Source organism: Rhizobium sp. USDA 3886 (genome assembly GCF_056279785.1).
The window spans coordinates 2,871,371-2,891,085 of record NZ_JBWCDC010000001.1; the positions used below are offsets into that span (position 1 = coordinate 2,871,371).

General features: G+C 60.1%; 20 protein-coding genes, 1 tRNA gene and 1 pseudogene. 7 read left to right on the forward strand and 15 right to left on the reverse strand.

Features of this window, described 5'->3' with window-relative positions:
- Positions 1–66 precede the first annotated feature (66 nt).
- The 4 genes from ACZ9BX_RS14740 (at position 67) to ACZ9BX_RS14755 (ending at position 3,679) form a co-directional block, all read left to right on the forward strand.
- The gene (locus ACZ9BX_RS14740; RefSeq protein ID WP_476218673.1) at positions 67–1,287 is read left to right on the forward strand and encodes a phosphopentomutase; all 1,221 of its coding nucleotides are present in this window, start codon (positions 67–69) and stop codon (positions 1,285–1,287) included.
- Complete coding sequence (locus tag ACZ9BX_RS14745; RefSeq protein ID WP_476218674.1) at positions 1,284–2,252, forward strand: adenosine deaminase; 969 nt, start codon at positions 1,284–1,286, stop codon at positions 2,250–2,252. The genes ACZ9BX_RS14740 and ACZ9BX_RS14745 overlap by 4 nt, the downstream gene beginning before the upstream one ends.
- A 105-nt stretch (positions 2,253–2,357) precedes the next feature.
- Positions 2,358–2,987: a uracil phosphoribosyltransferase gene (upp, locus tag ACZ9BX_RS14750; RefSeq protein ID WP_027510526.1), complete on the forward strand. Its 630-nt coding sequence runs from the start codon at positions 2,358–2,360 to the stop codon at positions 2,985–2,987.
- 125 nt (positions 2,988–3,112) lie between these two features.
- Positions 3,113–3,679 (forward strand): TIGR02281 family clan AA aspartic protease, encoded by a 567-nt coding sequence (locus tag ACZ9BX_RS14755; protein ID WP_476218675.1) that lies wholly within the window; start codon positions 3,113–3,115, stop codon positions 3,677–3,679.
- Here ACZ9BX_RS14755 and deoA read toward each other — a convergent pair whose 3' ends face one another.
- From deoA to ACZ9BX_RS14805, 10 genes and pseudogenes are all read right to left on the reverse strand, one after another.
- Positions 3,680–4,987: a thymidine phosphorylase gene (gene deoA, locus ACZ9BX_RS14760; protein WP_476218676.1), complete on the reverse strand. Its 1,308-nt coding sequence runs from the start codon at positions 4,985–4,987 to the stop codon at positions 3,680–3,682.
- A 2-nt stretch (positions 4,988–4,989) separates the two neighbouring features.
- Positions 4,990–5,766 carry a deoxyribose-phosphate aldolase gene (gene deoC / locus ACZ9BX_RS14765; RefSeq protein ID WP_476218677.1) on the reverse strand — a complete coding sequence of 259 codons (777 nt, stop codon included), beginning with the start codon at positions 5,764–5,766 and terminating at the stop codon, positions 4,990–4,992.
- Positions 5,759–6,568: a purine-nucleoside phosphorylase gene (locus ACZ9BX_RS14770; protein WP_476218678.1), complete on the reverse strand. Its 810-nt coding sequence runs from the start codon at positions 6,566–6,568 to the stop codon at positions 5,759–5,761. The genes deoC and ACZ9BX_RS14770 overlap by 8 nt, the downstream gene beginning before the upstream one ends.
- Positions 6,565–6,954, reverse strand: coding sequence for a cytidine deaminase (locus tag ACZ9BX_RS14775; protein ID WP_037130908.1), 390 nt, complete (start codon positions 6,952–6,954; stop codon positions 6,565–6,567). Before ACZ9BX_RS14775 ends, ACZ9BX_RS14770 begins: the two co-directional genes overlap by 4 nt.
- Before the next feature lie 3 nt (positions 6,955–6,957).
- Entirely contained in the window at positions 6,958–7,929 is a 972-nt protein-coding gene (locus tag ACZ9BX_RS14780; protein ID WP_027510520.1) for an ABC transporter permease, read from the reverse strand.
- 12 nt (positions 7,930–7,941) lie between these two features.
- Positions 7,942–9,045 (reverse strand): ABC transporter permease, encoded by a 1,104-nt coding sequence (locus ACZ9BX_RS14785; RefSeq protein WP_476218679.1) that lies wholly within the window; start codon positions 9,043–9,045, stop codon positions 7,942–7,944.
- Positions 9,046–9,052: 7 nt separating this feature from the next.
- Positions 9,053–10,564: an ABC transporter ATP-binding protein gene (locus ACZ9BX_RS14790; protein ID WP_476218680.1), complete on the reverse strand. Its 1,512-nt coding sequence runs from the start codon at positions 10,562–10,564 to the stop codon at positions 9,053–9,055.
- Positions 10,565–10,635: 71 nt separating this feature from the next.
- Positions 10,636–11,628, reverse strand: a complete 993-nt coding sequence (locus ACZ9BX_RS14795; protein WP_027510517.1) for a BMP family lipoprotein — start codon at positions 11,626–11,628, stop codon at positions 10,636–10,638.
- A gap of 225 nt (positions 11,629–11,853) precedes the next feature.
- Positions 11,854–12,069, reverse strand: a pseudogene (locus ACZ9BX_RS14800) (peptide-methionine (S)-S-oxide reductase); the annotation flags it as partial.
- A gap of 20 nt (positions 12,070–12,089) precedes the next feature.
- On the reverse strand, positions 12,090–12,407 hold the full coding sequence (locus tag ACZ9BX_RS14805; RefSeq protein ID WP_476220023.1) for a hypothetical protein: 318 nt from the start codon (positions 12,405–12,407) through the stop codon (positions 12,090–12,092).
- A 222-nt stretch (positions 12,408–12,629) separates the two neighbouring features.
- On the opposite strand from ACZ9BX_RS14805, the gene ACZ9BX_RS14810 reads away from it, so the two are divergent.
- Positions 12,630–12,719: transfer RNA gene (locus tag ACZ9BX_RS14810), tRNA-Ser, on the forward strand.
- Between the two features lie 65 nt (positions 12,720–12,784).
- Here the strand turns inward: ACZ9BX_RS14810 and ACZ9BX_RS14815 are convergent.
- Positions 12,785–14,029 (reverse strand): DUF763 domain-containing protein, encoded by a 1,245-nt coding sequence (locus ACZ9BX_RS14815; protein ID WP_476218681.1) that lies wholly within the window; start codon positions 14,027–14,029, stop codon positions 12,785–12,787.
- A gap of 114 nt (positions 14,030–14,143) precedes the next feature.
- Complete coding sequence (locus tag ACZ9BX_RS14820) at positions 14,144–15,184, reverse strand: glutamine synthetase beta-grasp domain-containing protein (RefSeq protein ID WP_476218682.1); 1,041 nt, start codon at positions 15,182–15,184, stop codon at positions 14,144–14,146.
- A gap of 407 nt (positions 15,185–15,591) precedes the next feature.
- Between ACZ9BX_RS14820 and ACZ9BX_RS14825 the strand changes: the two genes are divergently transcribed.
- Both ACZ9BX_RS14825 and ACZ9BX_RS14830 read left to right on the forward strand, forming a co-directional pair.
- Positions 15,592–15,783, forward strand: a complete 192-nt coding sequence (locus ACZ9BX_RS14825) for a DUF2735 domain-containing protein (protein WP_476218683.1) — start codon at positions 15,592–15,594, stop codon at positions 15,781–15,783.
- A gap of 54 nt (positions 15,784–15,837) precedes the next feature.
- Positions 15,838–16,806, forward strand: coding sequence for a DUF72 domain-containing protein (locus tag ACZ9BX_RS14830; RefSeq protein ID WP_476218684.1), 969 nt, complete (start codon positions 15,838–15,840; stop codon positions 16,804–16,806).
- A gap of 6 nt (positions 16,807–16,812) precedes the next feature.
- On the opposite strand, the gene pncB is transcribed toward ACZ9BX_RS14830, so the two are convergent.
- From pncB to ACZ9BX_RS14845, 3 genes are all read right to left on the reverse strand, one after another.
- Entirely contained in the window at positions 16,813–18,117 is a 1,305-nt protein-coding gene (gene pncB / locus ACZ9BX_RS14835) for a nicotinate phosphoribosyltransferase (RefSeq protein WP_476218685.1), read from the reverse strand.
- 166 nt (positions 18,118–18,283) lie between these two features.
- On the reverse strand, positions 18,284–18,652 hold the full coding sequence (locus tag ACZ9BX_RS14840) for a flagellar basal body-associated FliL family protein (RefSeq protein WP_476218686.1): 369 nt from the start codon (positions 18,650–18,652) through the stop codon (positions 18,284–18,286).
- 98 nt (positions 18,653–18,750) lie between these two features.
- Positions 18,751–19,710, reverse strand: a complete 960-nt coding sequence (locus ACZ9BX_RS14845) for a 2-hydroxyacid dehydrogenase (protein WP_476218687.1) — start codon at positions 19,708–19,710, stop codon at positions 18,751–18,753.
- Positions 19,711–19,715 lie beyond the last annotated feature (5 nt).

The following is a 19,715-nucleotide window of genomic DNA, read 5'->3' on the forward strand; positions in this document are numbered from 1 at the left end:
AAGCCTGCGGCAGCATTATATGCCTGAGCGGAATTGCGGCTCTGGCCGCCAGCTTGATGGGTAAAGATGGCACGTGCATTTCTCTTCGTTCTCGATTCCTTCGGCGTCGGCGGCGGGCCGGATGCGGCTCAATATGGCGACGAAGGATCGGATACGCTTGGCCATATAGCGGAGTTTTGTGCGGCTGGCGCTGGCGACAGGGCGGGCTTGCGCTCCGGCCCGCTTTCGCTTCCCAATATGTCGGCGCTCGGGCTGATGCAGATCGCCAAGACCGCAACCGGACGCTTTCCGGCCGGCATGCCGGTTCCCGATAAAGTCTACGGCATCCATGGCTGCGCCACCGAAATCTCCCGCGGCAAGGATACCCCGTCTGGCCATTGGGAAATTGCCGGAACGCCCGTGACCTTCGATTGGGGTTATTTCCCCACGGAAGGCGAAGCCTTTCCGCCGCAATTTATCGAGGCGCTTTGCAGCGCTGCAGAGGTTCCAGGCATCCTCGGCAATTGCCATGCCTCAGGCACGGAAATCATCGCCCGCCTCGGCGAGGAGCATATCCGCACCGGTAAGCCGATCTGCTATACCTCGTCCGACTCCGTTTTCCAGGTCGCGGCGCACGAGACGCATTTCGGCCTCGACCGACTGCTCGGCTTCTGCCGCATCGCCCGGGCGCTGCTCGATAGCCATAATATAGGCCGGGTCATCGCCCGGCCTTTCGTCGGCGAGACCTCCTCGACATTCGAGCGCACCGGCAATCGCCGCGATTTTTCGGTGCCGCCTCCGGAGCCAACACTGCTCGATCGTATCGTCAAGGCGGAGCGCAACGTCCACGCCATCGGCAAGATCGGCGACATCTTCGCGCATCAGGGCATTTCAAGGGTCATCAAGGCGAATGGCAATGATGCACTGATGGACGCGTCGCTTGCCGCTATGGAAGAGGCGAAGGACGGCGACCTCGTCTTCACGAATTTCGTCGATTTCGACATGGTTTATGGCCACCGGCGCGATGTGCCTGGCTATGCCGCGGCGCTCGAAGCCTTCGATGCGCGGCTGCCGGATGTGCACCGCAAGCTTGCGCCCGGCGATCTCGTCATCCTGACGGCCGACCACGGCTGCGACCCGACCTGGCGCGGCACGGACCATACGCGCGAGCGCGTGCCGATCATCGCTTACGGTCCGGGGCTGAAGTCGCGCAATATCGGCGTCCGCAGCACATATGCCGATATCGGCGCGACGGTTGCCCGGCATCTTGGCATCGCCGCCGGGCCGCACGGGAGAAGTTTTCTGTGACATCGCATTTGAAGAAGGTCGAGCTGCACTGCCATCTGGAGGGCGCGGCGCCCCCAGCGCTGACGGAAGCCCAGGCACGCAAATACAATACCGATATCAGCGCCTATCTCCGTGACGGGGCATATGTCTGGCACGATTTTGCCAGCTTCCTCGAATGCTACGATAATATCTCCAAGGTCTACAGGACTGATGAGGATTACGCACTGCTCACCGAGACCTATCTGCAGGAGCTTGCAGAGATCGGCACGGTCTATAGCGAACTCACCGTTTCGCCGGATCACGGCGGGCGTATCGGGCTTGGCGCAGATGCCTATATCGCCGGCATCTGCAAAGGCATTCGCCAAGCGAAGGCAAAAAGCGGCATCGAAGCGCGGCTGATCGTAACCGGCGAGCGGCATTTTGGACCCGAGAGCGTGGTCGCCGCTGCCGAATACGCGGCTAAAGCCAACAACCCGCTAATCACCGGCTTCAACCTCGCCGGCGAGGAGCGAATGGGGCGTGTGGCGGATTATGCCCGCGCCTTCGATATCGCCCGCGACGCCGGTCTTGGCCTCACCATCCACGCCGGCGAAGTCTGTGGCGCCTTCAGCGTCTCCGACGCGCTCGACGTCGTGCGTCCGTCGCGCATCGGGCATGGCGTTCGCGCGATCGAGGATGCGGATCTCGTCAGGCGGCTTGCCGATCTCGGCACCGTTCTGGAGGTTTGTCCCGGCTCAAACATCGCGTTGAACGTCTTTCCCGATTTCGCGTCCCATCCCTTGCGCACGCTCAAGGAAGCCGGCGTGCGCGTGACGATCAGTTCCGACGACCCGCCCTTTTTCCATACCTCGCTGAAGCGCGAGTATGAGCTGGCCGCCAATGCATTCGGCTTCAGCGACAGCGAAATCAACGAACTGACGCGGACCGGCATCGAAGCGGCTTTCGTCGACGAAGCAACCCGCATGGCGCTGCTCGCCCGGCTTTGAGCGGCCCGGGCTTGGGGATCAAGCCATGAAAATCGCCTCCACTCTTGCGGTTGGGGCGCTTTCCATGAAAGAAACGTCCGATAAGAACAAAAGGAAGGCTCGGCCATGGAAGGCGTCATCGTCATCGATCACCCGCTTGTGCAGCACAAACTCACCATCATGCGGCGCAAGGAGACGTCGACGGGCAGTTTCCGGCGGCTGCTCCGCGAGATCTCGACGCTGCTCTGCTACGAGGTGACGCGCGATCTCGAACTGACAATGGAAACCATCGAAACGCCGCTGCAGACCATGGAATCGCCGATCCTGGAAGGCAAGAAGCTCGTCTTCGCCTCGATCCTGCGCGCCGGCAACGGACTGCTCGAAGGTATGCTCGATCTGGTGCCTTCGGCTCGCGTTTCCCATATCGGCGTCTATCGCGACCACGAAACGCTGCAGCCTGTGGAATATTACTTCAAGGCGCCGGAGGACGTGGCGGAGCGTCTCATCATCGTCGTCGATCCGATGCTTGCGACCGGCAATTCCTCAATTGCCGCGATCGAAAAACTGAAAGAACGCGGCGCGCGCAATATCCGCTTCCTCTGCCTGCTCGCCGCTCCAGAAGGCCTCAGGAATTTCCGCGCGGCACACCCCGATGTGACTGTCTTCACGGCAGCGATCGACAGCCACCTGAACGAGAAGGGCTACATCATGCCAGGCCTCGGCGATGCCGGCGACCGCATGTACGGCACGAAGTAGTTCAGCTTTCCTTTACCAAATCTAAAGACATCGAAGGCCCGGAGCATTAATCCGGGCCTTTTTAACTTCGCCATTAGCGACTTATCAGCAATTGCGGCGTAGCAGTCTTGAAGACTCGAGCCCGCATGAGGCGGGGTTTATACAGGCAGGATTTCTGTTTCATGCTCATGCGTATCGTCATTTTCGCGAGCATTATCGCCGCACTCGCCACTCAGGTGCCCTCATTCTTCGGCGGCAGCCAGTCCGTTGCCGACACGGTTTCTGCCAGCGCTGTTTCAACCCCGGCGCCTCAGCCTGCGGCGCCCGCCCCGGTTTCCGGCAACGGCCGCATGCACCTTCAGGCCGATACGCGGGGGCACTACACGGGCGACTTCAAGATCAACGGCAAGCCAGTACAGGGCCTGATCGATACCGGTGCCACCTATGTGGCACTGAACGAAAGCCTTGCGCGCCGTCTCGGCTACGGGGGCAATCAGCTCGATTTCCGCCATGCCGTGAACACCGCCAACGGCCAGGCCAAGGCCGCGCATGTCACGCTCGATCGCGTGGAGATCGGTGGCATCCGCGTGCAAGACGTGGAAGCCTTCGTGCTCAAGGATGATGCGCTTTCGACGACTCTGGTCGGCATGAGCTTCCTGAAGAAACTCGAATCCTACTCCGTTGCCGACGGCTCACTGAATCTGAAGCAATAATCAAATGCGGCCGGAAATCACCGGCGGCAGGGAAGGCTCGTTGCCGGAGATGCGGTAGCTTGCCGTGATCGAGGCTGCCGCCTTTTGCGCCGCCGCCTCATCTGCGGCACGAACGATCGCGATCGTATCACCCTTTTCGACGCGGGTGCCGAGCGGCAGCAGGGCGGAGAAGCCGACGCGATGATCGATTTTGTCTGCCGGGTGACGCCGCCCGCCGCCGAGATCGATAACGGCCATGCCGACATCGCGCGCATCGCAGGCCGAGAGCCATCCGCTCTCTCTTGCGAGAACCGGCCTTTCGACCGGCGCTTTCACCAGATAATTTGCGGGCTTTTCGACAAGATCCACCGGGCCGCCCAGCATATGCACCATGCGGCCAAAGACTTCGGCAGCCTTGCCGGACGCTAGTGCCGCACGTGCTTTCGCTTCGCCATCGTCCAGAGACGCCGAAACGCCGGAACGCACAAGCATCTCGGCTGCAAAGGCCAGGACGACGGCCTCAAGCCGGGTTCCGGCTTTCTTCCCTGCCAGGAAATCCAGGCAGTTCCATATCTCCACGACGTTGCCCGCCGCGTCCGCCAGCGGCTGGTTCATGTCGGTGATCAAGGCCGAGGTCTTGACCCCCGCCCCGTTTGCCACGTCGACTAGGGACTGCGTCAGAAGCTTTGCCTGCTCGTGATCGGCCATAAAGGCGCCGTTGCCGGTTTTCACATCAAGCACCAAGGTCTGAAGTCCAGCCGCGAGCTTCTTGGAAAGAATGGAGGCCGTGATCAGCGGAATGGAATCGACGGTCGCTGTAACATCGCGCACGGCGTAGAGCCTGCCGTCGGCAGGCGCCAACGAACCCGTCTGCCCGATGATGGCGCAGCCCACTTCCTTAACGACTTTGCGGAAAAGAGCAGCGTCCGGCGTAATTCCATAGCCGGGAATGGATTCCAGCTTGTCGAGCGTGCCGCCGGTGTGGCCGAGGCCACGGCCGGAGATCATCGGCACCGCAAGGCCGCAAGCAGCCACAATCGGCGCCAGCATCAGCGAAACGTTGTCGCCGACCCCGCCGGTCGAATGCTTGTCGGCAATTGGGCGATCGATCCCGGGCCATGTGAGCATATCCCCTGAGCGCGCCATGGCGAGCGTCAACGCGACGGTCTCGTCGTGCGACATGCCCTTGAACCAGACGGCCATCGCAAAGGCACCGATCTGCCCCTCTGATAACTCGCCGGTGGCAAGGGCCGCAACGAAGGACTGGATCTCATCCGCGGAAAGGACGCCACCATTCCGCTTCTGCCGGATGATCTCCTGCGGGATCATGCTCAATAGCTCGAGGCCTTGGCGGGCGCTGACTGGGCGCCGCTGAGGACAGCGAGAATGTCATCGAGCAGGCCGGAGGCCCCGAAACGGAAGGTGGACGGCATCGGCCAATCCGGCGTCATGATCGTTTCCGTAAGGCTGAGATAAAGGGCGGCATCGCCGACGGAGCCGATGCCACCGGCCGGCTTGAAGCCTACCTTGCGGCCGCTTTGGCGGATCGCGCGGATCATGATATCTGCAGCTTCGAGCGTCGCGTTGACGGCGACCTTGCCGGTGGATGTCTTGATGAAGTCTGCGCCGGCATCGATTGCAAGTTCAGATGCGCGGCGAATGAGGCCGGGATCCTTGATCTCGCCCGTCTCCAGGATGACTTTCAGCAGCACGCCACCGGTGCATTCCGCGCGCACCGCCGTCACCATGTCGGTCACGGCCTTCTCGTTGCCATTGAGGAATTTGCGGTAGGGAATGACCAGATCTACCTCGTCCGCACCATCTGCAATAGCTTCGCGCGTTTCGGCGGCGACATCGGCCACTTCCATATCGCCGGACGGGAAATTGACGACCGTCGCGATGCGGACGGGATGACCTTTGCCGAGAACCGTGCGGGCATGTGCCACGAAGCGCGGCCAGATGCAGATCGCGGCACTATTCCCGTAGGGCGTCTGTGCGCGGGCGCAGAGCGTATCGATCTGCTCTTCGGTGCAATCGTCCTTGAGATTGGTAAGGTCAAGGAGCGACAGCGCGACGGCTGCCGTTTCCTTCTGCGAGTGACTACTCATTATCGCTTCCTCCACCCGCAATCATTTCCTTTAAGATTGCGGCGAGACGCGCGCCGCCGACGGGCGCCATGTCTTTTGTTTCTTCGTGGCTGAGTTCGGAGCCGGTCATGCCAGCCCCATAATTGGTGATAACCGAGGCTGCGGCAACCCTCAAACCCAGCATTCGGGCGATGATGACCTCCGGTACGGTCGACATGCCGACGGCATCCGCACCGAGAATCCGCGCCATACGGATTTCCGCAGGCGTTTCGAAGCTTGGTCCCGAAAACCACATATAGACGCCGTGAGAGAGCTTGATTCCGAGCTCCTCGGCCGCCTTGCGCATGGACATGGAAAGGTCGCGATCATAGGCGCTCGTCATGCCGACGAAGCGGCGGTCGCTTTCTTCGCCGATCAGCGGATTCATGCCGGAATAATTGATGTGGTCGGTGATCTGCATCACCGACCCCGGCGGCATTTCCTCGAGTAGCGAGCCTGCGGAATTGGTCAGGAACAGTGACTGCACGCCAAGGCCTTTCAACACCTCAAGCGGCAGTCGCATGGCGCTGGCATCGCCTTTTTCGTAATAATGGACGCGGCCCGACAGCATGATGACCGGCACGCCGCCGAGATGGCCGGCAACGACCTCGCCGGCATGCCCGGAGACGGCGCTGACAGCAAAGCCCGGCAGATCCTGATAGGGAATTCGCACCGCATCCGTCAGTTCGCTTACCAGCGAGCCTAGGCCGGAACCGAGCACGATGCCGTGACGCGGCACGAGCCCACCGAGTTTGCCGACGAGCAGATCGATCGCGGCGTTCATCCGAGTTCAGTCTCGAAGCTGAAGGGAAGAAGCTCCTCCATCGTCATGGTCTTCTTCACGCCCACCTCATCGCAAAGATAGATCTTCGTATCCTTCGACGCGAATTCAGAGATCTTCTGCCGGCAGCCGCCGCAGGGCGGGCAGAGCGGCAGCTTCTCGGCGATGACCGCCATTTCAACAATCTTCTTCGCTCCGCCCATGATCATGGCGCTGATGGCCGTCGGCTCGGCGCACCAACCCTGCGGGAAGGAGAGGTTTTCGATATTGGCGCCGGTATAAACCTTGCCGTCTTCGGCGCGGATTGCCGCACCGACCGGGAATTTGGAATAGGGCGCATGGGCAAAGGCCATGGCGCCGCGAGCTGCTTCGAAAAGGTCGTGCGACATGTTTCAACGCTCCTTCGTATAGGGGACGCCACCAGCCTTCGGCGGCGTTGCGACGCCGATGAACCCAGCAAGCAAGATACATGTGAGAATATAAGGCAGCGCCTGGAATATCTGCACCGGCACTGCGCCGATCAGCGGCACCTGCTTGCCCTGCATGAAGTTCGCCAGCGCATCGAGGAAGCCGAAGAGCAGGCAGGCGAACATCACCGGCACCGGCTTCCATTTTGCGAAGACCAGGGCGGCAAGGGCGATATAACCCTTGCCTGCCGACATATCCTTGATGAAAGCGGCCGATTGCGCGATCGCCAGATAGGTGCCCGAGAAGCCGCAAAGAATGCCCGCGCACATGACGGCTCGATAGCGCAGCCAACTGACCGAGATACCGGCGGTATCGACCGCACCGGGATTTTCGCCGACGGCACGAAGGCGCAAGCCGAAGCGCGTCCGAAAGAGGATCCACCAGGAGAGCGGGACTGCCAGGAATGCGAGATAGGTCAGGATGTTGTTGCCGGAGATCACGTTGGAATAAAGCGGACCGATGATCGGAACCTCCCGCATCACGTCTGCGCCCGGAAGCGCGATCGGCGAAAACCGGCTCGCCGGGGAAAGCTGCGGCGTGCGGCCGCCCTGGCCGAACCAGGCCTGCCCAAGCACAATCGTGATACCGGCGATGAAGAAGTTGATGGCGACGCCCGAGATGATCTGATTGCCCCGATTGGTGATGGATGCAAAGCCATGCACCAAACTCAGCGCGACGGAGCAGAGGATGCCCGCGACGAGGCCGAGCCAGGCGGAGTCGGTGATGTATGCAACGCAGGCGGCGGCAAAGGCCGCGCCCAGCATCTTGCCTTCAAGGCCGATGTCGAAAACGCCGGCACGTTCGGAAAAGAGGCCTGCAAGGGCGGTAAAGATCAGCGGGATCGAGAGCCGGATCGTTGAACTCAGAACGTTGATGAGGATGTCATAGTAATCCATCGTCCGCTCCCCTCACTTGACCTTGAACTGTTGGTAGATTCGGACAAGCGCCGGGCGGAGCATATATTCGAGCGCGCCTGCGAAGAGAATGACCAAGCCTTGAATCACCAGGATCATTTCGCGAGTGATGTTCGGCATCTCGAAGGAGACCCAGTCACCACCCTGATAGAGGATGCCGAAGAGGATCGCCGAGAAGATGATGCCGACGGGATGATTGCGTCCCATCAGCGAGACGGCAATACCGACGAAACCGGCCCCGCCGACAAACTCGACCTGCAGGCGGGCGGAGGAGCCCATGACCGGGTTCAGCGCCATCATGCCGGCCAGCGCGCCGGAAAGCAGCATGGCAATCATCACCGTGCGGGCATAAGGAATGCCTGCATAGGAGGCGGCAGTGGGACTGACACCGAGCGTGCGCATCTCAAATCCAAGCTTCGTGCGCCAGATGAGCAGCCAGACGAAGTAGGCGGCGACAAGGGCGATGAGGAAAGAGACATTGAACGGCGCGGCCCCAAGCTTCGCACCGAAGAGGTTCATCACCCATCCGAGCTTCGGCAATTGGCCGCCTTCGAGGAAGGTGCGCGTTTCCGGCGCCATCTTGCCGGGGACGATCAGCACGTGAACCAGCAGGTAAACCATCAGCGCCGCGCCGATGTAGTTGAACATGATGGTCGTAATGACGATGTGGCTGCCGCGTTTTGCCTGGAGGAAGGCCGGAATGAATGCCCAGGCGGCACCGAATAGGCCTGCACCGACGACCGCAACCGGCATGGTGACATACCAGGGCACGAAGCGGTCAAGGGCCAGCGCCGCCAATGCGCAACCGAGGCCACCGAGATAGGCCTGCCCCTCCGAGCCGATGTTGAAGAGACCGGCATGAATGGCAACTGCCACAGACAGGCCAGTGAAAATGAAGCTTGTGGCGTAATACAGCGTGAAGCCGATGCCTTCGCCACTGCCGAGTGCCCCCTCGATCAGCAACGAGAGGGCGCCAAGCGGACTTTCGCCGATCAGCCAGACGACGAAGCCGGAGATCAGGAAGGCAACGATCAGGTTCAAGACCGGGATGAGGCCGTAGGTGATCCAATGTGGAAGAGGAACGGAAGCAGTGCTCATTAAGGCCTCACGCGGCAATGCCGGCCATCATCAGGCCGAGGGTCTGTTCACCGGCATCGGGCGTCTTCTCGCCAACGACATGGCCGGCAAACATGACAAGGATACGGTCTGAAAGGGCGCGGATTTCATCGAGTTCGACGGAGACGAGCAGGATCGCCTTGCCCGCGTCGCGCATCTCGATGATGCGGCGGTGGATGAATTCGATAGCGCCGATATCGACGCCGCGCGTCGGCTGGCCAATAATGAGTGCGGCAGGGTCGCGCTCGATTTCGCGGGAAACCACGATCTTCTGCTGGTTGCCGCCCGAGAAATTGGCGGTCTTCAGCCGCGGGTTCGGCGGGCGGATGTCGTATTTCTCGATCTTCTCCATGGCATCCTTGCGGATCGCATCAAGATCGAGCAGCGGACCTCTGCTATAGGCAGGATTGCGGTGATAGCCGAGAACCGAGTTCTCGTATTCCTCGAACTTCAGCACGAGGCCCATATGGTGGCGGTCCTCGGGAATATGGGCAAGGCCCAGTTCGCGCAGCCGTGCCGCGTCGGCCTTGTCGATCGTCTGGCCATCAAGGAAAATCTCGCCGGAATGCGGCTTGCGGATGCCCGCTATCGCCTCCAGCAGCTCCGATTGGCCGTTGCCTGCAACGCCTGCGATACCGACAATTTCGCCGGCCCGGACATCGAAGGAGACATTGTCGACCATTGTCACGCCGCGATTATCCTTGACCGTCAGGTTGCGGACCGACAGCAGCACATTGCCGGGTGTCGCCTCGCCTTTCTGAACGCGCAAAAGAACACGGCGGCCGACCATGAGTTCGGCGAGTTCTTCGACCGTCGTTTCCGCGGTCTTGCGGGTCGCGACCATTTCGCCGCGGCGCATCACCGAAACGGTGTCGGTGATGGCCATGATTTCGCGAAGCTTGTGCGTGATAAGGATGACCGTCTTGCCCTGATCACGTAGCACCTTGAGGATGCGGAACAGGTGGTCGGCTTCAGCGGGTGTCAGGACGCCGGTCGGCTCGTCGAGGATCAGGATTTCGGCGCCGCGATACATGGCTTTCAGGATTTCGACGCGCTGCTGCAGGCCGACCGGTAGCTGCTCGATCAGCGCATCCGGATTGACCTCCAGGCCGTATTCCTTCTCCAGCCGTCTCAATTCGGCGCGAGCAGACGCAACGCCCTTCGCCAACAGCGCCCCGCCTTCGGCGCCGAGCATGACGTTTTCCAGGACCGTGAAATTATCGACCAGCATGAAGTGCTGGTGGACCATGCCGATGCCGGTTGCAATCGCCGCCTGACTGTCGCGGATGGTCACCGGCTGACCGTTGACCCGGATTTCGCCGGCGTCGGCGTGATAAAAACCGTAGATGATCGACATCAACGTCGACTTACCAGCACCGTTTTCCCCGATAATACCGTGGATCGTGCCCTTGGCGACGGTAAGGTTGATGTCCTTGTTTGCGTGAACGGCACCGAATTTCTTATCGATGCCCACAAGTTCGATAGCGGGCGTGTCTGTCACTGCAGGCTCCAAATACGAAAAGGGCGTATGGCGGAAAAAACTGGCCGCCATACGCCCATCTCAGTCGCGGATCACTTCGGGCAAGAGTTGTCCGTCGTGTAATCGTGAACCTTGATGGTTCCTGCGATGATGTCAGCCCGTGCCTTGTCGACGGCGGCTTGCATTTCCGGCGTGATCAGCGGCTTGTTGTTGTCGTCGATCGCAGCGCCAACGCCGTCTTCCTTGACGCCGAGAGCCTGCACGCCGCCGGTGAACTTGTCGTTCTTCGTATCGGTGTAGGCGTTGTAGACGGCGAGATCGACGCGCTTGACCATCGAGGTCAGCACGGAGCCCGGATGCAGATGGTTTTGGTTGGAATCGACGCCGATCGAAAGCTTCTTGTTGTCGGCAGCCGTCTGGAGAACGCCGAGGCCGGTCGCACCTGCCGCCGCATAAATGACGTCAGCGCCCTGGTCGATCTGGTTCTTGGTGAGCTCGCCGCCGCGAACCGGGTCGTTCCAGGCAGCACCGGTCGTGCCGGTCATGTTCTGAAAGACTTCAATGTCAGCCTTGACGGAGCGGGCGCCCTGCTCATAGCCGCATTCGAACTTACGGATCAGCGGAATATCCATGCCGCCGACGAAACCGACCTTGCCGGTCTTGGAAGCCATGCCGGCGAGAACGCCGACGAGGAACGAACCTTCTTCTTCCTTGTAGACGACCGAGCGGACATTCGGCTTGTCGACGACGGAATCTACGATGATGAACTTGGTGTCCGGGAATTCAGCAGCGACCTTTTCGATTGCCGAGGTCCATGCGAAGGACACGGCGACCACCGGGTTGAAACCGCGGCTTGCGAAGTTGCGGATCGCCTGCTCACCCTGTGTGTCGCCGGTCGGCTCGAAGTCGCGATAGGCAATGCCGGTTTCCGCCTTGAACTTCTCAGCGCCATTATAGGCTGCTTCGTTGAAGGACTTGTCGAACTTTCCGCCAGTGCCGTAAACGAGAGCCGGCTTGACGTCGGCAGCGAGCGCCGTCGTGGACATCGCGGCCACGGCCAGGAGAGAAAGAAGGGTTTTTTTCATAGTGCAGCCCTATTGTTGCTATTTGTTTGGGTCCTCCCGCAAGCCTTTGGCAGGCATGTCTGCGGAACCACCGGCCTCCCCCCGGAGGCCTGGCTGGGCGCATCCTTGCATGGCTCAAGGAAAAATTCACGAGAAATTTTTCGGCTGGTAAAAAATCCGAATAGATGCTGAAAATCAGCCCATATGGGCTGATTTTTGCGCAAAATGAGCTGCTAAAATGCGATTTTACTGACCAATCGGGCAGCTCACTCCGGTTCGGCGGAGACCGCAATAACCATCCGGATTCTTCGCCAGATACTGCTGGTGGTAATTCTCGGCATAGTAGAATTCACCTGCCGGAGAGATCTCCGTGGTGATCTTCGACATGCGGCCGGCAGATTTGAGAGCCGCCTGGAATGTGTCGCGTACGCGCTCTGCCGTCGCAAGCTGTTCCGGCGCCGTCGTCAGCGCCGCGCATTTTGTTACGCAGTAAATCGGCCCGCCACCGGCGGTTTTTTGTAGCCGATCATCCAAAGCAGCAGAGCGATCACCAGAAAGACGGCAAAAGCGGGCTGGAGCATCAGCCATTGGAATACGAAGGCATAAAAGCGCGGGTGCACATAGTAGGAAACGGACGACTGCAGTGCCGAGAGCGACGAAGGGCTCAAATCCTGCCAGGCACCGCCCATGGGTGTCACCACGACAGCCGATGCCGCAACGGACTGAATTGAATCGATCGTCCCTGCAATCACGGCCACAGCGAGCGCAACAAGGCTAGCCAAACGCAACAAGAAACGCATCAATCCCTCCGACGCACTACCCCCGGATTTTCCGGTCAGCCGCGCCATTCTCCACCCTGGCTAATAAATAATTATCTCACGATCAAAGCGCAATGGACAGCGCGGGCGGAGTTTTATCGGAAGAAGTCAAAAAACTGTTAGATTTAGGTTGATCCCCGAAAATTCATCGGTATATATCGCGCCGTTCCGACGATTTGCTCCTCTCCGGGTGCGAACGCAAATGGACAGGTGGCCGAGTGGTTGAAGGCGCACGCCTGGAACGCGTGTGTACGTGAAAGCGTACCGAGGGTTCGAATCCCTCTCTGTCCGCCATTTCTCAATAAAAATCAGGCACTTCTTGTCGTGCTGAAAAGCACGTCAAAGCAATTGAAGATTAGCTAATTAAACTTCTCTTCTTCCCAGCCGAAGACGCTTCTGCCGCCCCAATCGGGTGAGTTGCGGAATTCGCCGGCGACGATCTCCTTGAGGTCTGGGCCTGTAACATATCGCTCGAGTTGACGGGACTGGTCGTCGAGGCGTTTCAGCGCCTGCAGTTCCTCCTCACGGCCGAGCCTGCCCTTCTGCACGGCTGACTTCATCACCTTGATCGTCTCGTCATAGACCTTCAGCGGGACGGGAAATGGATGCCGGTCCTTGCCGCCGTGGGCGAGCGAGAAGCGCGCGGGATCGGAAAAGCGACAGGGCGCACCATGAACCACTTCGGCGACCATCGCGAGCGCCTGCACCGTTCGGGCTCCGACGCCGGGCACGAGCAGAAGCTGCTCAAAATCTTCCGGTCCGCGGTCGGCGGCGGCTGCAAGATTGCCATGCAGGCGCTTCATGTTGACGTCCTTTTCACGAACGTCGTGATGGGCGGGCATGAGGAGATGGGGTAGCAGCGGCTGGTCCGGCTGCGGCGCAGGTTTCGCGAGATCGAACGCCAAGGCTGCCGCTTCGCGCAGAATACGATCCGGCCCGAGCGTCGCCAGAAGATCAAGCTGCCCCGTGCGCGAACGCTCGGCACGCCTGTCGGCTAAATTGATGATATTGCCCTGGCTGCGGCCCTCGATTGCCGTGTGCGGCGAATTGACGAAGCTCTCGAGACCTTCTGACAGCCAGTGATAACGCCGCGCCTGCCGCTTGTCGCCATTCATGCCTTGCTGCACGACAACCCATTTGCCGTCGTCGGTGACAATGAAGCCATGGAGGTAGAGAGCGAAGCCATCCTGGACGGCGGCGCTATCAACCTTCGCGACGAGCCTGCTCGCAGTCGCAAGCGAACCTCCGTCGAAGCCGACACCCTCACCAATCGCAACGAGTTCGTCCGGTGTCTTGCGGGAATGGGCGCCACGGCCGCCGCAGACATGCAGGCCGAGTTCGCCGGAAAGCGGCGTTAGCCCGCGCTTGAGGGCGCCGAGGACGCTGGTTGTTATTCCGGAGGAGTGCCAATCCATGCCCATGACGGCGCCGAAGGACTGGAACCAGAAGGGATGCGCAAGGCGGCGAAGCAGTTCATCCCGGCCGTAATGTTGCACGACCGCTTCGGTGATGACGGCACCAAGCTTCGTCATCCGCTCGCCGAGCCACCTCGGAACTCTGCCGCCGTGCAAGGGAAGATCAGCGCTGCCTGCTCGTTGTGCCATGCCGCAAATATAGCGCGGCCCGTGACGCGAAGGAATGTTTTCCTTGAGATGATTCGCACATAAAAAAACGCCGGTTGCGATGCAACCGGCGCCCTTGGGAGGAAAGCCTGGGGTTTAGGCAGCCGCCGAAGCGAAGCCGGAGGTCGGGACTTCCGAGATCGTCTTCAGAACCTGCGAAGCGATCTGGTAAGGGCAGCCCTGCGAGTTCGGGCGGCGATCTTCCAGATAGCCCTTGTAGTCGTTCTTGACGAAGGAGTGTGGAACGCGGATCGACGCGCCGCGGTCGGCAACGCCATAGCTGAACTTGTTCCACGGAGCCGTTTCGTGCTTGCCGGTCAGGCGCAGGTGGTTGTCCGGGCCATAGACGTTGATGTGGTCCTGCAGGTTCTTATCGAACTGAGCCATGAGTGCTTCGAAATAGGCCTTGCCGCCGACTTCGCGCATGAACTTGGTCGAGAAGTTGCAGTGCATGCCCGAGCCGTTCCAGTCCGTGTCGCCGAGCGGCTTGCAGTGGAATTCGATGTCGATGCCGTACTTTTCGCAGAGGCGGAGAAGCAGGTAGCGAGCCATCCAGATCTGGTCGGCGGCGCGCTTGGAGCCCTTGCCGAAAATCTGGAATTCCCACTGGCCCTTCGCCACTTCGGCATTGATGCCTTCGTGGTTGATGCCAGCGGCCAAGCAGAGGTCGAGATGCTCTTCCACGATTTCGCGGGCAACCGAGCCGACGTTCTTGTAGCCGACGCCGGTGTAATACGGACCCTGCGGAGCCGGGTAGCCCTGCTCCGGGAAGCCGAGCGGACGGCCGTCTTCGTAGAAGAAGTATTCCTGCTCGAAGCCGAACCAGGCGTCTTCATCATCAAGGATGGTCGCGCGGCTGTTCGACGGATGCGGCGTGACGCCATCAGGCATCATGACTTCGCACATGACGAGAACGCCGTTCGTGCGGGCCGGATCCGGATAGAGGGCAACCGGCTTCAACACGCAATCGGAGCTGCGGCCTTCGGCCTGCATCGTGGAGGAACCATCGAAGCCCCAGAGCGGAAGCTGCTCGAGCGTCGGAAATTCAGCAAATTCCTTGACCTGCGTTTTGCCACGCAGGTTCGGTGTCGGTGTGTAACCGTCGAGCCAGATGTACTCGAGTTTATACTTTGTCATTGGCCAGTCTCTCAAACGTAAGGGTGTGAGCAAATCCCGAAAGCGACCGCTAAGCGCGTGCTTGATCACCACCGGATGTCAGATGCCAAGCACGTGCCGTGCCAGTTTGGAGAGGGCACAAGGACTGTGACGAAACGTGTAGCGGGAATCAGCTCGGGGCAATCGTCGATTTTCAACGAAAGCGAGGGTTTAGGGGCATGGAACCGATCGGTGCACAGGACGTTTTTTTGGTCGACCCCTAAAGCCTCAAAAAGGTGCAGGCAGTGCTAGTATTTTACGCGTCTTATCAAGTGCTTATGAATATCACAATTATTGGCGTTTTTTTAGGCTGTTTGCGCAAATGATGAGCACTCTGTTACTATGAAATGCCGGGCAACCGGTATGCGAAGATAATGGAAGGCAATTCGATGCCAGCAAATGTTCATCGCGAATCCGCGAAGATCTATCAGTTCCCAGTAAAATTCCGCAGGCCGGGCGAACGCTTTGGTGCCCGCCACCCGCTCGACATCGATCCCGATGTCTGCGACGCCGCCTTCGATTCCTGGTATCACGAAGACGCCATCCGCGAAGCTGACGAAAAGCGGAAACCGCAAGCCTGAATATCTGACCGACGCGGCGGGGGAACAAGCGGCCGCGGGGTCAGTTTGTCTTTCATGGCAAGGAAAGGCACCATCCGTATCGGCATATCCGGCTGGACCTATGTGCCGTGGCGCGGGGTATTCTATCCTGAGGACCTGCCGCAGAAGCGCGAACTGCATTTTGCCGCGCGCAATTTTACCTCGATTGAAATAAACGGCACGTTTTACGGATTGCAGAAGCCTGACGCCTTCGCGCACTGGCGGGAGGCGACACCGGACGGCTTTGTATTCGCCGTCAAAGGTTCACGCTACATCACGCATTTGAAGCGGCTTCGCGATGTCGAGACGCCGCTCGCGAATTTCATGGCGTCCGGGCTTCTGCGGCTGGGGCCAAAGCTCGGCCCCATTCTTTGGCAGTTTCCGCCAACCATGAAATTCGACGGTGAGCGTTTCGCGCGATTTATGGCAATGCTGCCGAAAGACACGGATGAAGCGACGAAGCTTGCAAGGTGGCACGATGACCGGTTGAGCGGCCGTGACTGGCTGGAAAGTGATGTGCAGCAGCCCCTTCGTCACGCTCTTGAAATTCGCCACGACAGTTTCTGCACCAGGGAATTCATCGAGTTGCTGCGCGAACATCAGGTCGGCCTCGTCTGCGCCGACTCGGTCCAATGGCCCCTTCTGATGGATGTCACCGCAGATTTCGTCTATTGCCGCCTTCACGGATCCGAGGAACTTTATGTCAGCGGATACGACGATGCGGCGCTCGATGTCTGGGCCAAACGTATCGCGGCATGGGCGCGTGGACACGAGCCGGAAGATGCCAATCGCGTGCTGCCGCCGCTCAAGAGGTCAGCCAAAGGGCGCGACGTTTTTGTCTATTTCGACAACGACGCGAAGGTGCACGCGCCCGCGGATGCACGTTCGCTTGCCGAGAAGCTTGGTGTTACCTTCTCACTTGAAGACGCTGCCACGTCGTCAACGCCGCCAAAAAAGAGCCGGTGGAGTGGGGAGGATGCGAGAGCGAACTGGCCCTCCCCATGACCTCAATCAGACAAGAACCGTCTGCTCGGTGCGGTCTTCCGCGCCGAAGAATTTGAGGTAACGCTCGACTTCTGCCGGGTCTCCGGTTGCCTTCTGAGGATTGTCGGAGAGCTTGACCGCCGGGCGGCCGTTCGCCTCGCTGACCTTGCAGACGATTGAGATCGGATTGAGGCCGGAAATTTCGGTCGGCGCGCAGCCTGCGAAATCGTTGGTCAGGTTGGTCCCCCAGCCGAAGCTCATGCGCACGCGGCCCTCGAAATGCTTGTAGGTGTCGATGATCGCATCGACGTCGAGACCATCCGAGAAGATCAGCAGTTTCTGGCGCGGATCGCGGCCCATTTTCTTCCACCAATCGATGATCTTCTCGCCGCCCTCGATCGGCGGTGCACTGTCGGGGCGGAAGCCGGTCCAGTCGGCGACCCACTCGGGCGCGTCACGCAAAAAGGCTGCAGTGCCGAACGCATCCGGCAGGACGATCAGCAGGTTACCACCATAGAGCCTGTTCCAATCGCGCAGGATCTTGTAAGGCGCGTTGCGCAGCTCCTCGTCGGTGTCGGCAAGCGCTGCGGCCACCATCGGAAGCTCATGAGCGTTCGTGCCGACCGCCTCCAGATCGGAATCCATAGCGAGCAATACATTGCTTGTGCCCGTGAAAGCGGGGCCGATGCCCTCCTTCAACGCCTCGACACACCAGCGTTGCCACAGGAAGCTGTGGCGGCGGCGCGTGCCGAAATCGGAGATACGCAGGCCCGGCAATTCACGCAGCCGCTCCACCTTCGCCCACATCTTGGCCTTGGCGCGTGCATAAAGCACATCGAGCGTGAAGGGACCGAGCGCCTTCATCGCCGAGCGCGAGCGCAGCTCGTTGATAATCGCCAGCGCCGGAATTTCCCACATCGTCGTCTCTTTCCACGAACCGTGGAAATCGAGCACATACTGGCCGTCCCTCTTCGACAGCTCGTATTCCGGCAGCTGGAAATGAGAGAGCCAAGCAAGGAACTCCGGCTCAAAGATCTGTGCACGGCCATAGAAGCTGTTACCTGCGAGCCAGATCATCTCCTTCTTGGAGAGCCGTAGCGTGCGGGCATGATCGAGCTGGGCGCGCAGTTCCCCCTCATCGATCTCCTCGGCAAGACGGACGCGCTTAGTGCGGTTGATGAGCGTGAAAGTGGCGCTGACATCCGGATAAAGCTTCCAGATCATTTGCAGCATCAGAAGCTTGTAGAAGTCCGTATCGATGAGGCTGCGGACGATGGGATCAAGCTTCCAGGCGTGATTGTAAACGCGCCTTGCAATATCTGTCTTGGCCATGCTCCACCCCGTCCCAATCCGGTCGGGTGCCGCAAAAGGCCGGCACACGACGACCGGCTCGTGCGCCTTCTTATCGAAAAATCAGCTGATAATGTCCAGTACAAATAAAAACCCCGCCGCAGCAAGGCGGCAGGGCCTCTTTCGATGATCCCCTTGGGACTCAAGCCTATTGCGCAGGCTGAGGCGGCGCAGGTGTGGCAGGCGTCGCGGGTTCAGCGTTCGGTGTCGGCGGCTGCGTGTTGGGCGTTTCCGTGGGAACGGCACTACCATTCTGCATGGATGGCGGCGCAGCGGGTGCCGGCGGCTGGGACTGCAGTTCCTGACCGGGCTGCTGTGGCGCTACTTCATCGGCTTCGCGGTTGCCCCAGATTTCGACTGGAATCCAAACGATGAAGGCAAGAATGAGCGCAACGACCAGGACCATCAGGATGCGGGCGCCGGTGCGGCCCTGCTTTGCCTTCACCGCAGGGACCTGCTCTTCGGCATGCCGCTTGCTATCGGAGTTTTCCCAGCGCTTTTCCATCTGATGAGCCATCTTCGTCTCCCTTCCGATGTCTCGCGGACCGTACGCCGATCCGCCCCAGAACCGTTGTTAGGGGCAACGAATATGCTGCTTCATGGTTCCGCCGGGCCTCAATAGCCAGCCTTCCGGTCCACCACGAACTCCAGCGGCTCGCCGCGCTCATAGCGGGCGATCTGCGCCTCGACATACCGGAAGAGCGCATTCTCTTCCGAGATTGCGGCATCATGCGGGGTGATGAAAACGTTCTCCAAACCCCAGAGGGGATCGTCCGCCGGAAGCGGCTCGACCTCGAATACATCAAGCGAAGCACCGCCGAGCACACCGCCTTCAATCGCCGCAACAATATCGCGCTGCACCTGGCTCTTGCCGCGGCCGGCATTGATGAAAACCGGCTTTCCGAGCGCACCATCCGGACGGAGCTTTGCAAACAGCTTCGCATTGTAGAAGCCTGTCGTTTCCGGTGTCAGCGGGAGCAGTCCGACGAGGACATCCGTCTTCGACAAGAAGGTATCGAGCTCGCTTGCATCGAAGGTTTCGACCTCATCGAGCCGTTTGCGGCTGCGTGACCAGCCAATGACGTTGAAACCCATGACCTTGAGCTTCCGGACTGCGTCCTGGCCCAGCACCCCGAGCCCCATGACGCCGACGGTGATTTCCGCAGCTTCCGGCGGCGCCATCTGGCTCCAAATCCGGTCGCGCTGGTGCCGGTCGTGCGCACGTTGCTGACGCAGATGCGTCAGGCACTGCAGCACTATCCATTCGCTCATGCGCACCGTCAGGCTGCTGTCAACAAAGCGGACGATCGGCACGTCGGGCAAACCCGAAAGGTTCATGAAACTATCGACGCCGGCACCGCCTGAGAAGATGACCTTCAAGTTCGGTGCGCGTTCGAAAAGATCGGCATCAGGCTTCCACAGCAACGCATAGTCGATCGCGCTCAGGTCGCGGCTCTTGGTCGCAGGATCGGCAATATTGATGCTGCCGCGATCCGGAAAGGCGGTTTTCAGAATGCGGGCGATGCCTTCGGGATTGAACTTCAGATCGACGAGAACGGGAGGTCTTGCGGACATGATCT